Here is a 13,715-nt window from a genome sequence, read left to right as displayed (position 1 = left end):
CAGGGTGATGCAATTACTGCCAGTATTATTTATTCGGCACGCGCTTATCAAGTATCGAGTCTATCAACCCGTACTCTTTAGCCTGTGTCGGATCCATAAAGTTATCGCGATCTGTGTCCCGGGCGATGGTTTCCAGATCCTGGCCTGTGTGATGAGCCAGTATGGAATTAAGTGTATGCCGGATTTTCAGAATCTCGCGGGTATGTATTTCGATATCTGTCGCCTGGCCCTGATAGCCTCCCAGAGGCTGATGAATCATGACTCGGGAATTGGGTAGGCATGCACGCTTACCTGCAGCGCCACCCGCAAGAAGGAAAGCGCCCATACTCGCAGCCTGGCCTACACAAAGAGTTGAAACATCTGGCTTGATAAACTGCATGGTATCGTAAATTGACATGCCAGCTGTCACAGAGCCACCGGGGCTGTTGATGTACAGATGGATGTCTTTATCCGGGTTTTCAGATTCCAGGAACAGAAGTTGCGCCACGATCAGGTTAGCCATGTGGTCTTCCACCTGCCCAACCATGAAGATCACCCGTTCCTTTAGCAGACGAGAGTAAATATCAAACGAGCGTTCCCCACGGGCGGTCTGCTCGATAACCATCGGCACCAGGGCGGACCTGGTATCCATTGCGAGACCATCGATTGGTTTCTGCATCATGATTCGCCTGAACTCCTTATGGATAAATGGGGCGTGGCTTAAAACCACAGCATCTTCAGCTTTTGCGTCTGTTACTTTGCCAGCCTCAAGCCTAGATGAAAACAGCCGGACATGCCGGCTGTTAATTTCATTCGGCCAGCGAGGAGCCAGAAGCATTTCCGGCTCCGGTGCTGTTACGCCGCCAACCTCAGCGCTGGGGCTGCCCTGCCTGAATGGCTTCTTCGTACTTGACCTTCTTCTCTTTGACATTAGCCTGAGAGAGAACATAGTCAACAACCTGGTCTTCCAGAACTGAAGATTCGATCTGGCTCTTCTGCTCCGGATTACCGTTGAAGTGCGCAATGACTTCATCTGGTTGTTCATACGTTGACGCGATTTCCTGGATCTTTTCGTCAACCTTGGCCGCATCGACTTTCAGGTCGTTTGCCTTTACAACTTCCTGGAACAACAGACCGGTCTTCACACGACGCTCCGCCTGCTCCTGGAAAATTTCCTTGGGCAGCTGCTGGAAATCAACCTGTCCGCCAAAGCGCTGGACAGCATCCTGACGCAAGCGATCGATTTCCTGATCGGTCAGTGCGGCCGGAATATCAAACTCGGTTGATTCAAGCAGCCCATCTACTACGTCATTCTTGACCTTGTTGGACACAGCCTGTTTCAGCTCGCGCTCCATGTTCTTTTTAACTTCTTCACGGAATGCAGCTTCGTCTTCCGCCTCGATACCAAACTTGGTAAAGAACTCGGCATTCAGCTCAGGCAGCTGAGGCTCTTCAACCTCATGAATCTTGATTTCAAACTTCGCAGGCTTACCTTTTAAATCTTCGTTGTGGTAGTCCTCAGGGAACGTCACTTCGATCTCAAGCTCTTCACCGGCCTTACCGCCAACGATGGCTTTCTCGAAGCCAGGAATCATCTGGTCAGAACCCAGGGTCAGCTTATGGCCTTCCGCCGCGCCACCATCAAACTCTTCACCGTCGATGAAACCTTTGAAATCGATAGTCAGCACGTCCTTGTTCTTGGACTTACGCTTTACGGACTTCATAGTGGCCTGCTGACGACGCAGGTTATCGACCATAGTGTCGATATCCTTGTCGGTGATTTCAGAGGTCATCTTCTCGATTGAGACTTTGCTCAGGTCACCCAGTTCAATTTCAGGAAGCACTTCGAAAATGGCAACAAACTCGAGGTCCTTACCCGCTTCCATGGTTTTTGGCTCAAGCTTGGGCCAGCCAGCCGGATTAATATCCTGCTCCTGCAAGGCCTTGATGTAGTTATCGCGCATGATTTCGCCAACGATTTCCTGGCGAACGCTGTCACCGAAACGACGCTTGACCACGCTCATGGGCACCTTCCCTGGACGGAAACCATTCAGGCGCACTGTACGCGCAGTTTCCTGCAGGCGTTTCTGAACCGCCTGTTCAATTTCCTGGGCGGGCACACCAATCGTCATGCGACGCTCGATGTTGGAGGTCGTTTCTACAGACACTTGCATGGAAGATCCTCAAAATTCAGGTTCGGTATGTGAATGAAATTAAAACTAAAAGACCATTTCAGAGTAAATTCCCGGAAATGACCCAAAATTAAAAGCCGATAGTTTATCACGGTTTACCCTGACGAGAGAATCATCTCCCAAAGGTAGTTTCAGGGATCGTGACGCCAGCGGCACTTGTTAGGCAGGAGTTTGGGACGAAAACTGCAAAATAAAGGGGAAAGAACAATAAAAAAAGGCCCTCAGATTATCTCCAAGAGCCTTTTCAAGGTGGTCGGGTTGGGGAGAATCGAACTCCCACTCCTCTCGGAACCAGAACCTAAATCTGGCGCGTCTACCAATTTCGCCACAACCCGGAATTCTTAAACCTGTACCGCGTTGCCGTATCGTTTAATTGCTGAAACCTGACAGCTACAGCTATTACGGCGTTAACACACTTTGCAAATGCGGATTTCATTACTTTGAAAAGTGGGGTGGACGAAGGGGATCGAACCCTCGACCGCAGGAGTCACAATCCTGAGCTCTACCAACTGAGCTACGTCCACCACATCGGGACATACCTTTCGGTATCTTCGGTAATTTCGATTAGCTGCTGCCTAACCACTCAGCATGCAATCTTTAACTCTATACCTGTTAACTTTGCCTGCAGTTCGGTTTCGATCAAGCCGACGGCGTTAATGGCGCGCCCGGCAGGACTCGAACCTGCGACCCTCGGCTTAGAAGGCCGATGCTCTATCCAGCTGAGCTACGGGCGCTTGACCGTTGGTCTAGCTGAACATGAAGAAAAGTGGTCGGGGTAGAGAGATTCGAACTCCCGACATCCTGCTCCCAAAGCAGGCGCGCTACCAGACTGCGCTATACCCCGTTCAAACTGATCAACTCTTGCTTCAGCAAAGTTGGCGCGCATATTACCGTCGCCAATCCGCTTCGTCAACAAGGAAATGAAAATTATCCTTTAAATCAGTATTTTTCACGCTCCCCCCCTATTCTCTGCTGCAATAATGCACAGAGCACCCCTAATTGGAGTTAGACGACAAGCGTGCGACAATACTGCCCCTTTTATTTCCAAAAGCCAACCGACAAGACGAAACATGAGCGCCAAACTGATCAACGGAAAAGAAATCGCCGCCGGAGTACGACAACAAGTTGCAGCCGGCGTAGAAGCCCGAACCCGCAAAGGGCTCCGCGCGCCCGGCCTGGCAGTAGTACTGGTGGGCAACGATCCGGCTTCCGAGGTATATGTAGGTAATAAACGGAAAGCCTGCGATGCAGCGGGCATCCTGTCCCTTTCCTACGACCTGCCCGCAGATACATCCCAGCAAGCCCTGGAAGCTTTGGTTGATGAACTGAACGAAAACCCTGCGGTGGACGGCATCCTTGTTCAGTTGCCTCTACCCAGCCATCTGGACGCAGACCCGATTTTATTAAAAATCCGCCCAGATAAAGATGTCGACGGCTTTCACCCATACAATATAGGCCGCCTGATGCAGCGCAAACCTGCTTTAAGGCCCTGCACACCCGCTGGCGTGATTACCCTGCTGGATAGCATCAACACCCCCTATAAAGGGCAGCACGCGGTGATTGTAGGCGCTTCAAACATTGTAGGCCGCCCCATGACCATGGAATTGCTACTCAAGGGCGCCACCACCACTGTATGCCACCGCTTCACGCCAGATTTGGAAAAGTTCGTTCGTGAAGCGGATATTTTAATTGCTGCCGCAGGCAAACCCGGGCTGATCAAGGGCGAGTGGATAAAGCCAGGCGCAACTGTGATTGACGTCGGCATCAACCGTATGGATAACGGCAGACTGCAAGGCGACGTTGACTTCGAACCCGCCGCTGCCCGCGCAGCTTACATCACACCGGTACCCGGCGGTGTGGGCCCGATGACAATCGCTACCCTGCTGCAAAACACCTTGTATGCTGCAAATGAGCTGCATAAAGACTGATCACTAACTCTCCTGATCATCAAGCACAAAAAAACCCGCCGAAGCGGGTTTTTTTGTGTCAGCCGAACTTACTGGCCGAACTTCTGCTTTGCCTTGAGGCGGTATGCGTGCAGCAGCGGCTCAGTGTAACCGCTTGGCTGCTCGCGACCCTTGAGAACCAGATCCATAGCGGCCTGGAACGCAATGCTGTCAGCAAAGTCAGGCGCCATAGGGCGGTAGCTTGGGTCATTGGCATTCTGCTTGTCCACAACCTGCGCCATACGCTTCATGGTTTCTTCAACCTGCGCGTCGGTGCAAATACCGTGGTACAGCCAGTTAGCCAGGTGCTGGGATGAAATACGCAGAGTCGCGCGGTCTTCCATCAGGCCGATATCGTTGATATCGGGCACCTTGGAGCAACCCACACCGCTATCAATCCAGCGCACAACGTAACCCAGAATACCCTGAGCATTGTTGTCCAACTCCTGCTGGATGTCTGTCGCTGTCAGTTTGGAAGGATCTTCCATTACCGGCACAGTGAGAATGTCGTCGAGGCTAGCCCGAGCACGGCTTTCCAGCTCTTTCTGAATATCAGCAACAGATACCTGGTGATAGTGAGTCGCATGCAGGGTCGCTGCCGTTGGCGAAGGAACCCAAGCAGTGTTGGCACCAGATTTCGGATGACCAATCTTTTGCTCAAGCATAGCCGCCATCAGGTCTGGCATTGCCCACATACCTTTACCGATCTGTGCAACGCCACGGAAGCCTGTCTCCAGACCTACATCTACGTTCCACTGCTCATATGCGCCAATCCATGCTGCCTGCTTCATTTCACCCTTGCGAATGAACGGACCAAGCTCCATTGAGGTGTGCATTTCATCACCGGTACGATCCAGGAAGCCAGTGTTAATGAACACCGCGCGCTCTTTGGCTGCGTGGATACAGGCTTTCAGGTTGACGGTGGTACGACGCTCTTCGTCCATGATGCCGACTTTCAGAGTGAAGCGCGGCAGGCCCAGAGCATCTTCAACACGACCAAAGAATTCGTTGGTAAACGCAACCTCTTCAGGGCCGTGCATCTTCGGCTTGACAATGTACACAGAGCCGGTTGCGGTGTTCTGGAACTTGCCGCTGCCCTTCAGGTCGTGAATAGCGATCAGGGAAGTAAGAATACCGTCCATCAACCCCTCGGGCACTTCACTGCCGTCTTTCAGCAAAATAGCCGGGTTGGTCATCAGGTGGCCAACGTTACGAACGAACATCAGGCTGCGGCCTTTCAGTTTGATTTGGCTACCGTCGGCTGCAGTGTATTCGCGATCCGGATTCATTTTACGGGTGAGGCGCTCACCACCTTTCTCGAAGGTTTCTTCAAGATCGCCTTTCATCAGGCCCAGCCAGTTGCTGTACGCCAGAGTTTTATCATCGGCATCTACTGCAGCAACAGAGTCTTCGCAGTCCATGATGGTGGTCAGTGCAGACTCCATCAGTACGTCTTTAACGTGAGCTCCGTCGTCCTTGCCAATCGGGTGGCTGGCATCAATCTGGATTTCGAAGTGCATACCATTCTTAACCAGCAGAACGCCGGTAGGCGCATCGGCCGCACCTGTGTAACCAACAAATCCAGACTCGTCTTTAAGGCCGGTTACTTCGCCATTTTGCAACTTGACTACAAGCTTGCCGTCAGCTATCTGGTAAAGAGCTGCATCTTTATGACTGCCTGCCACCAAGGGCGCAGAGCTATCCAACAGGTTACGTGCAAATTCGATAACCTTGGCACCGCGAACCGGGTTGTAGCCACGGCCTTTTTCAGCACCGTTCTCTTCGGAAATGGCATCGGTACCGTAAAGTGCATCATAAAGGCTGCCCCAGCGTGCGTTTGCAGCGTTCAGTGCAAAGCGGGCATTCATGATTGGCACTACCAACTGCGGGCCGGCCATGGTTGCAACTTCAGGATCAACATTCGCAGTAGATATGCGGAAATCTGCAGGCTCTTCTACCAGGTAACCAATTTCTTTCAGAAAGCTTTTGTAAGCGGCCATATCGAGCTTTTGGCCCTTGTGCTCGCTGTTCCAGCTGTTCAGCTTTTCCTGGATGGCACCGCGCTTGGCCAGCAGCTCACGATTTCTCGGCGCCAGATCGTTTACGATCTTGTCGAACTCCGCCCAGAATTTATCTGCATCCAGCCCAGTGCCCGGAATTGCTTCGTTAGTTACGAAGTCATACAAGTTCTTTGCGACCTGAATGCCGCCGAGTTGTACGCGATCTGTCATCGTTAATTAGCCTCAGTGGGTTAGCCCTGTCCCGGCAGCCGTTCAGCAGCCGGGCTCGAAAAATCGAAGGGCGCATTATACGGGAAGTTCCCTATAAGGTCATTTCCCTGAGTACAACGCGACCTTGGTATCAGCGTTAACTACGCCGCCAACTTGTTCCCTCGCGGGAGTCGTCCAGAATAATACCCTGCTCTGCCAGCTCGTCACGAATGCGGTCGGCACCGGCAAAATCTTTAGACTTGCGGGCGTCAGCACGGGCCTGAATTTTCGCTTCAATGTCTTCTGCCGTCAGCTCTCCGCCGGAATCAGCCTGAAAGAAGGCATCCGGGTTTTGCTGCAAGATCCCAAGAACATCGCCAAGCCTGATCATCACAGTTGCCGCTTTCCTAGCATCGTCTTCACGACCTTCACGACGGTGTTGATTTATGTCATTAGCCAACGCGTGTAAAACCGATATCGCACCAGGGCAGTTGAAGTCGTCATTCATCAACTCTACGAAGCGCCGATCCTGCTCAGTGTCAGGCACATCGTTTGAGCTCATGGGTTCTACACCACGCAGTGCATGGTATAACCGGGCCAGAGAGCGCCCTGCTTCAGCAAGATTGTCTTCAGAGTAATCAACCTGACTGCGGTAGTGGCTGGACACCAGAAAGAAGCGCACCACTTCAGGCGGATAGGTTTCCAGTATCTCCCGAATCGTGAAAAAATTGCCCAAGGATTTGGACATCTTTTCCTTGTTCACGCGGATAGCTCCCGCGTGCATCCAGGTGTTTACGAAAGTGTGCCCGGTAGCGCACTCAGACTGGGCAATTTCGTTTTCATGGTGAGGGAACAGCAAGTCTGGCCCGCCTCCATGAATATCGAAGGTATTACCCAGGCAATGGGTAGACATGGCGGAGCACTCAATGTGCCAGCCCGGACGCCCATTCCCCCATGGCGAGGGCCAACTAACCTCGCCTTCGCCTGCGGCTTTCCAAAGCGCAAAATCAGCAGGGCTTCGCTTGGCTTCCTGCACATCAATGCGCGCACCTGCCAGCAGGTCTTCGAGCTTTTTCTTGCTGAGTTTTCCGTAGTTCTCAAAAGACTCTACGGAAAAATAAACATCACCGTTAGCTGCAGCATAGGCATGATCGGATTCAATCAGCGTACTGATCATGGCAATGATCTCAGCAATATAATCCGTAGCCCTTGGCTCTTCGCTGGGTGACAGCACGCCAAGGCGCGCCTCATCCTCATGCATGGCCGCAATCATGCGCTCGGTCAGTTCGGTAAACGGCTCGCCGTTTTCCTCTGCCCTGCGAAGAATCTTGTCGTCAATATCGGTGATATTTCGCACATAGGTTACATCGTAGCCACGGCTGCGCATGTAACGTGTGATCACATCAAATGCCACCAACACCCGGGCATGACCCAGATGGCAGTAGTCGTAAACGGTCATCCCGCACACGTACATACGAACCTTTCCAGGCTCAATCGGCGTAAAGGTTTCTTTTTGCTGGGTGAGCGTATTATAAATCCTGATCAAAGCTGGTCTCCCGAATGCTTATCCTTATTTACCCCAGGAATCCCGCAAGGTAACTGTACGATTGAATACCGGCTTACCGGCCTTGGCTGTCAGCTCCTGATCACAGAAGAAATAACCTTCCCGCTCAAACTGGTATGGCAGGTCTGTAAGCGGCGTTGCCAAGCCCTTCTCTGCCCGTGCTCCTTTCAGAACCACCAGCGATTGCGGGTTCACGTGGTCCAGGAAGTCGCCTTCCTTGTCGCTGTCCGGGAATTCGTGGTTGAACAACCTGTCGTACAGGTTAATGTCGCAATCTACGCTGTCGGCCTCAGATACCCAGTGAATAACACCGTTAGGCTTATAACCTTCAGGGTTAACACCCAAAGTAGCTGGATCGTATTCACAGCGGAGCTCAACAATTTCGCCACTGGAGTCCCGAACAACTTCTTTGCAGGTCATCACATAGCCGCCGCGAAGGCGAACCGCCTGCTCCGGCGCCAGGCGCTTCCACTTGCGCGGCGCCTCTTCCACAAAGTCTTCCCGATCGATAAACAGGGTCTGACTCCAGGTCACTTCACGCTGCCCCATACCCGGATTCTGAGGATGTACAGGCAGGGATAGAGTTTCGGTCTTGTCAGCCGGGTAATTGGTCAGCGTCACTTTCAGTGGGCGCATTACGCACATGGCACGGGGGGAGCGGGCGTTCAAATCCTCTCGGATAGCGAACTCAAGCATCCCCACATCCACTGTTCCGCCAGCCTTGTTAACGCCGATCATGTCACAGAAGGCACGCAGAGATTCCGGCGTATACCCCCGGCGACGCATACCCGAAATAGTCGGCATACGCGGGTCATTCCAGCCGTCCACCAGATTCTCGTCAACCAGGCGCTTGAGCTTACGCTTGCTGGTAATGGTGTAGTTCAGGTTCAGGCGAGCGAACTCGATCTGCCGTGGCTGGCATGGCGCAGTGATGTTTTCCAGCACCCACTCATAGAGGGGGCGGTGGTCTTCAAATTCGAGTGTGCACAGAGAGTGAGTAATCCCCTCCATGGCATCAGAAATTGGGTGCGTGTAATCGTACATCGGGTAGATGCACCACTTGTTACCTGTCTGGTGGTGTTCTGCGAAACGAATGCGGTAAAGAATAGGATCGCGCATATTGATGTTCGGAGAAGCCATATCAATCTTCGCCCGCAACACCAGCTCACCGTTTTCGAACTTTCCGTCTCGCATCTCCCGGAATAGCTTCAGGCTTTCTTCGACAGGCCGGTCGCGATAAGGGCTGTTTTTACCCGGCTCTGTCAGAGTGCCGCGGTACTCGGCCATTTCCTCTGCCGTAAGCGCGCACACATACGCCTTGCCTTTTTCGATCAACTCCTCGGCAAAATGGTAGAGAGCATCAAAATAATCAGAGGCATAACGCACATCCCCATTCCAGGTGTAACCAAGCCACTCAACATCTTCCTTGATGGCATCGATGTACTCCTGACTCTCCTTTTCCGGATTGGTGTCGTCAAACCGCAGGTTACACACACCAGAAAACGTATCGGCAATGCCAAAGTTAAGACAAATGGATTTCGCATGACCAACGTGCAGATATCCATTTGGCTCCGGCGGGAAACGGGTAACCACCTGACCGGTATGCTCGCCTTTGGCAAGGGCGTCTTCAATCAGGTTCTGAATAAAGTTATGGGCTTTCTTCGGCTCGGCGCTCATACAATCTCTGTCAAAAGAAGTGGGTCGTAAACCGTCTATTATACTCATAAATCCGGGCCGGACTCATGCATCACCGGAAACTCTTGCGTACAATACCGGCTTTACCCGATTCTAACTCAATGAACAGGAACCCCTGATGATTCTGCTGACAACCAATCACGGCGATATCAAGCTCGAACTGGATTACGAAAAAGCCCCTGAAACCGCAAAAAACTTTGAGCAATATGTTCGTGAAGGTTTTTATGATGGCCTTATTTTTCACCGCGTTATCAGCAACTTCATGGTCCAGGGCGGCGGCTTTGAGCCAGGTATGGCTGCGCGTAAAACTCGCGAGCCCATCAAAAACGAAGCCGATAACGGCCTGAGCAACATGAAAGGCACGGTTGCCATGGCCCGCACCATGGATCCACATTCCGCCTCCGCACAGTTTTTCATCAACGTGGAAGACAACGGATTTCTGGACCACTCGGCCAAAACGACCGAAGGCTGGGGCTATTGCGTATTTGGCAAAGTAGTAGAGGGCATGGAAACGGTTAACGCTATTCGTGCCGTGCGCACCACCATGAACGCGGGCCATCAAGACGTCCCCTATGAGGATGTGGTCATTGAGAAAGCCAGCGTTATCGAGGATGGAGGCGCAGCGTGACAACGCTGTTTATTTCCGATCTGCACATGGAGGAGTCACGCCCTGATATTACCGGGGCGTTTCTTCGCTTTCTCGAAGAAAAGGCGCCTGGCGCAGAGCAGCTCTACATACTCGGCGATTTCTTTGAGGCCTGGATTGGTGATGATGAACGCACGCCTCTGCAAGAGCAGGCTGCAGCTGCACTGCGCGCCCTGAGCGACAGGGGCACTCGTGTTTTTCTGATGCACGGCAACCGGGATTTTCTGCTAGGCGAGGATTTTTGTGAGCGAGCAGGCGCCACCCTGCTGGATGATCCCACGCTCATTGACCTCTATGGCACCCCTACCCTGCTGATGCATGGTGACAGCCTTTGCACAGCCGACGTGGAATACCAGAAATTCCGTGCAAAAATGCGCAATCCGCAAATGCAAAAGATGATTCTGGCTCGTCCTCTCAAAGATCGCCAACAAATGGCGCGCCAACTGAGGGAAATGAGCATGGCCTCAAATCAGGGCAAAGCAGAAGATATTATGGACGTGACCCCAGAGGAGGTGGTGCGCATTATGGAAGCCCATGATGTGCCGCAACTGATTCATGGGCATACCCATAGACCTGCCGAACACTCCCTGGAAGTAAACGGTAAGGCCGCACAGCGGATCGTTCTGGGCGACTGGGACAAGCACGTCTGGTGGCTGGCTGTGCAACCTGGGCAAAAGCCAGAGTTGAAAAAGATGCCGCTCTCAAACTCCTGAGGCGCACAGTTGCCTTATAATTCAGGGCTCACTCTCGAGTGCCGTCCATGCAAGGAGTGCATAATATGAAGCAACGTCTTACCCGCTATGCAGCTCTGGCACCATGCTTGGCCGGCCTCTTGTTACTCTGCGCCTTGCACCTGCCAGCCTGGGCCGAAGAATCGGAGACCGCCAACAAGCAATCAAACACAGCATCAGGACAAAGCAACCAAACCGCAGAGCAACCAGAAGAATCGCGGCCTGCCGTGCAACCTGAGCTTGACGCAGGTACAGAATCACCGCCAGAGATAAAGTTACCCGACGTGGTTAACTCTGACATTCTGGAGCAGGTACGAGCCCTGCAGTCCTCACTCACTCAGCGCCAGATCGCGGTAAGGGAGAGCCGGGGTCGGCTAGCATATGCGGAATCCATTTTGACCCGCCTTCAAGATGAGTATAAGAGCTTTGAACTGAGGCTGGAGAAAGCGGGGCTTAATCTGACGGCAAGCTATGCCAACCTGCTAAGGCAAAGGCTTGAACGCCTGCAAAGACAAAGTATTGCCAGCGATTTGATTGAAGGCATCGAGGACAAGCTTGCTTCAGCAAGAGAAGAGCAACTGAGGCTGGAGGAGTTTGAAGCCATTGCCGAACCAGGCGACGATGCCCGCGGACAACTGCGGACCCGCCGTTCTGAACTACTCCGTGAACTGCACGAAGCTGTTACCGAACACATTGATGTGCTCAACGAATATTACAGCACTGTTTCCACCCTGCAAGAACAGGTTCTGGAATATCAGGAACTCCTGCAGCAAAGGCTTTTCTGGCTTCCCAGCGCAGCGGCTGTCAGCGCAGAAACCGCCGGAGAATTATACAAATCCGCCGAATGGTTCATCTCACAATTGAGCCCTGATGCATTAGTCGAGGCCCTTACCCAGTCAGTGAAAGAGCGCGGCATCCGCATTGGGCTTGTCGCGCTGCTACTCATCGTTTTGCTGGTGAAACGCAAAGCCATTCTGAAAAACCTCATGGAAAACAGCCGCCATATCGGTAACGTTGGCCATGACCGAACTACATTTACCCTTCAGGCACTGGCTAACAGCCTTTTACTGGCGGTGCCGGGCGTGTTGTTGTTTTCCCTGCTGGCGCTGATACTGATGGAGGGCAATGCCTTTTACTCGGCACTCTCGAAAGGCTTCACAGCCGCTGCCTTCATAATGCTTTTGCTTGCATTTGTTCGCAACGTTGCCCGCAAACAGGGGCTGGGAGAAAGCCATTTTCACTGGAACACCAACACCTTGGTGGTGATACGTCGCGAACTGCCCATCCTCATGGTGTCTGTTATTCCTGTGGCGATAATAACCACATCAACGAACTCCACACCTGATGGTGCCCAATTTGACGACAGCCTCGGCCGCCTGCTTTTCACCCTGGTGTCCATCGTGCTGGCAGTTTTCGCACAGCGCATCATGAAAGCGGTGCGAACCGGAAAACCCCACAGCAACTTTTTACAAATCTTTCATGTGACCGCCGTAGCCGCTCCGCTCGTATTGGCGGCGGCATCCCTCATTGGCTACCACTACACAGCCCTGCAACTCGAGCGCAACCTGTTTATAACAATCTGCTGGCTCGCCTTTAACACGCTGGTCTACTACGTAGGCCTGAGGGGCCTCTCGGTGCGTGAGCGCCGGCTCACCCTTGAGCGCCTCAGAGAGCAGAGAGCGGCTGAACGCAGGGCAGCAGAAGCCAGAGAGGCTGCCGACACCTTGGGCGAAGGCATACTTCAAAACCTGGACATGCCCGAGATGGACCTCAAGGATATTAGCCAGCAAAGTTCCGCCCTGCTGAGAATCCTTGTCTCAGCGTTCGCAATCACAGGTCTGCTGTTCCTTTGGGCCAGCGTTATTCCTGCACTGCAACTGTTCAATGACATTACCTTGTGGACGATTGCCACAGACCTCCAGGGCGGCGATCCGCTTCCAATCACACTTGCAGATGCTCTGCTTGCCTTGCTGGTGGCCACCGGTACCGTGCTTGCCGCAAAGAACCTTCCGGGAACAATGGAGGTAACCATACTGAGCCGCATGAATCTCGAACCGGGCGCTGGCTACGCCATCACAACCATTACCACCTACATTCTCGTGCTAATGGGCGTGGTGATCTGTCTTGGCGTGATAGGCGTTCAGTGGTCCAAACTCCAGTGGCTGGTTGCCGCCCTCGGGGTGGGCCTTGGTTTCGGGCTGCAGGAGATTGTTGCCAACTTTGTTTCCGGCATTATTCTCCTGTTCGAACGCCCTATCCGGGTAGGTGATACGGTGACCATTGACGGCATAACCGGCACAGTGTCACGCATACGAATTCGCGCTACAACGCTAGTGGACTGGGACCGGAAAGAACAGATTATTCCCAACAAAACCTTCGTTACCCAGGATCTTACTAACTGGACGCTCTCCGATCCTATTACCCGCGTGATACTTCGTGTGGGCGTCGCTTATGGCACCGATGTGGACAAGGTTCAGGAGATACTCACCAAGGTGGCCCATGACAATGCCCGGGTGGTAGACGAGCCTGCCCCCGCCGTTTTCTGTGTTGGCCTGGCGGACAGCAGTATCAACTTTGAAGTGCGGGTGTTTGTGAAAGACCTTCTGGACATCATGCCGCTGTCCCATGAAATACACGCAGCAATCACAAGGGCCTTGATGGAAGCCGGAATAAACATCCCCTTCCCACAACGGGACATTCATGTCCGCACTCTTCCTGAACCACAAAAGAAAGACTAAGGCAGGCTGTTCAT

At 52.8% G+C, this 13,715-nt stretch carries 9 protein-coding genes and 4 tRNA genes; 4 read left to right on the top strand and 9 right to left on the bottom strand.

What is annotated here, in order from left to right:
- Positions 1-25: 25 nt before the first annotated feature.
- The 6 genes from clpP to FFI61_RS04015 form a co-directional block, all read right to left on the bottom strand.
- Complete coding sequence (gene clpP, locus FFI61_RS04040; protein WP_200201303.1) at positions 26-661, bottom strand: ATP-dependent Clp endopeptidase proteolytic subunit ClpP; 636 nt, start codon at positions 659-661, stop codon at positions 26-28.
- A 187-nt stretch (positions 662-848) separates the two neighbouring features.
- Positions 849-2,153, bottom strand: coding sequence for a trigger factor (tig, locus tag FFI61_RS04035; protein WP_200201018.1), 1,305 nt, complete (start codon positions 2,151-2,153; stop codon positions 849-851).
- A 268-nt stretch (positions 2,154-2,421) separates the two neighbouring features.
- Positions 2,422-2,506, bottom strand: a tRNA-Leu gene (locus tag FFI61_RS04030).
- A 113-nt stretch (positions 2,507-2,619) separates the two neighbouring features.
- A tRNA-His gene (locus FFI61_RS04025) sits at positions 2,620-2,695 on the bottom strand.
- 133 nt (positions 2,696-2,828) lie between these two features.
- Positions 2,829-2,905: transfer RNA gene (locus FFI61_RS04020), tRNA-Arg, on the bottom strand.
- Between the two features lie 33 nt (positions 2,906-2,938).
- A tRNA-Pro gene (locus FFI61_RS04015) sits at positions 2,939-3,015 on the bottom strand.
- 226 nt (positions 3,016-3,241) lie between these two features.
- Between FFI61_RS04015 and folD the strand changes: the two genes are divergently transcribed.
- Positions 3,242-4,099, top strand: a complete 858-nt coding sequence (folD, locus tag FFI61_RS04010) for a bifunctional methylenetetrahydrofolate dehydrogenase/methenyltetrahydrofolate cyclohydrolase FolD (RefSeq protein WP_200201019.1) — start codon at positions 3,242-3,244, stop codon at positions 4,097-4,099.
- Between the two features lie 68 nt (positions 4,100-4,167).
- On the opposite strand, the gene FFI61_RS04005 is transcribed toward folD, so the two are convergent.
- The 3 genes from FFI61_RS04005 to FFI61_RS03995 form a co-directional block, all read right to left on the bottom strand.
- The gene (locus FFI61_RS04005) at positions 4,168-6,348 is read right to left on the bottom strand and encodes a malate synthase G (RefSeq protein WP_200369358.1); all 2,181 of its coding nucleotides are present in this window, start codon (positions 6,346-6,348) and stop codon (positions 4,168-4,170) included.
- Between the two features lie 136 nt (positions 6,349-6,484).
- Entirely contained in the window at positions 6,485-7,873 is a 1,389-nt protein-coding gene (gene cysS / locus FFI61_RS04000; protein WP_200201021.1) for a cysteine--tRNA ligase, read from the bottom strand.
- Between the two features lie 24 nt (positions 7,874-7,897).
- A complete protein-coding gene (locus FFI61_RS03995) occupies positions 7,898-9,568 on the bottom strand; it encodes a glutamine--tRNA ligase/YqeY domain fusion protein (RefSeq protein ID WP_200369357.1) in 1,671 nt (556 codons plus the stop codon).
- 136 nt (positions 9,569-9,704) lie between these two features.
- Here FFI61_RS03995 and FFI61_RS03990 point away from each other — a divergent pair, with 136 nt between their 5' ends.
- The 3 genes from FFI61_RS03990 (at position 9,705) to FFI61_RS03980 (ending at position 13,701) form a co-directional block, all read left to right on the top strand.
- Positions 9,705-10,214 carry a peptidylprolyl isomerase gene (locus tag FFI61_RS03990; protein ID WP_200201023.1) on the top strand — a complete coding sequence of 170 codons (510 nt, stop codon included), beginning with the start codon at positions 9,705-9,707 and terminating at the stop codon, positions 10,212-10,214.
- Positions 10,211-10,945, top strand: a complete 735-nt coding sequence (locus tag FFI61_RS03985) for a UDP-2,3-diacylglucosamine diphosphatase (protein ID WP_200369356.1) — start codon at positions 10,211-10,213, stop codon at positions 10,943-10,945. The genes FFI61_RS03990 and FFI61_RS03985 overlap by 4 nt, the downstream gene beginning before the upstream one ends.
- A gap of 65 nt (positions 10,946-11,010) precedes the next feature.
- Positions 11,011-13,701, top strand: a complete 2,691-nt coding sequence (locus FFI61_RS03980) for a mechanosensitive ion channel domain-containing protein (protein WP_200369355.1) — start codon at positions 11,011-11,013, stop codon at positions 13,699-13,701.
- Positions 13,702-13,715: the final 14 nt, after the last annotated feature.

Origin of the sequence: Marinobacter sp. DY40_1A1 (assembly GCF_016597815.1) — a bacterium.
Taxonomy (GTDB): Bacteria; Pseudomonadota; Gammaproteobacteria; order Pseudomonadales; family Oleiphilaceae; genus Marinobacter; species Marinobacter xiaoshiensis.
Note: the sequence above shows the minus strand (reverse complement) of the source record. Positions and strands in the feature narration are given on the sequence as shown.

Coding starts and splice junctions, on each gene's coding strand:
- clpP (WP_200201303.1), bottom strand. CDS start 661: ATGATGCAGAAACCAATCGATGGTCTCGCAATGGATACCAGGTCCGCC.
- FFI61_RS03995 (WP_200369357.1), bottom strand. CDS start 9,568: ATGAGCGCCGAGCCGAAGAAAGCCCATAACTTTATTCAGAACCTGATT.
- FFI61_RS03980 (WP_200369355.1), top strand. CDS start 11,011: ATGAAGCAACGTCTTACCCGCTATGCAGCTCTGGCACCATGCTTGGCC.
- folD (WP_200201019.1), top strand. CDS start 3,242: ATGAGCGCCAAACTGATCAACGGAAAAGAAATCGCCGCCGGAGTACGA.
- FFI61_RS03990 (WP_200201023.1), top strand. CDS start 9,705: ATGATTCTGCTGACAACCAATCACGGCGATATCAAGCTCGAACTGGAT.
- tig (WP_200201018.1), bottom strand. CDS start 2,153: ATGCAAGTGTCTGTAGAAACGACCTCCAACATCGAGCGTCGCATGACG.
- FFI61_RS04005 (WP_200369358.1), bottom strand. CDS start 6,348: ATGACAGATCGCGTACAACTCGGCGGCATTCAGGTCGCAAAGAACTTG.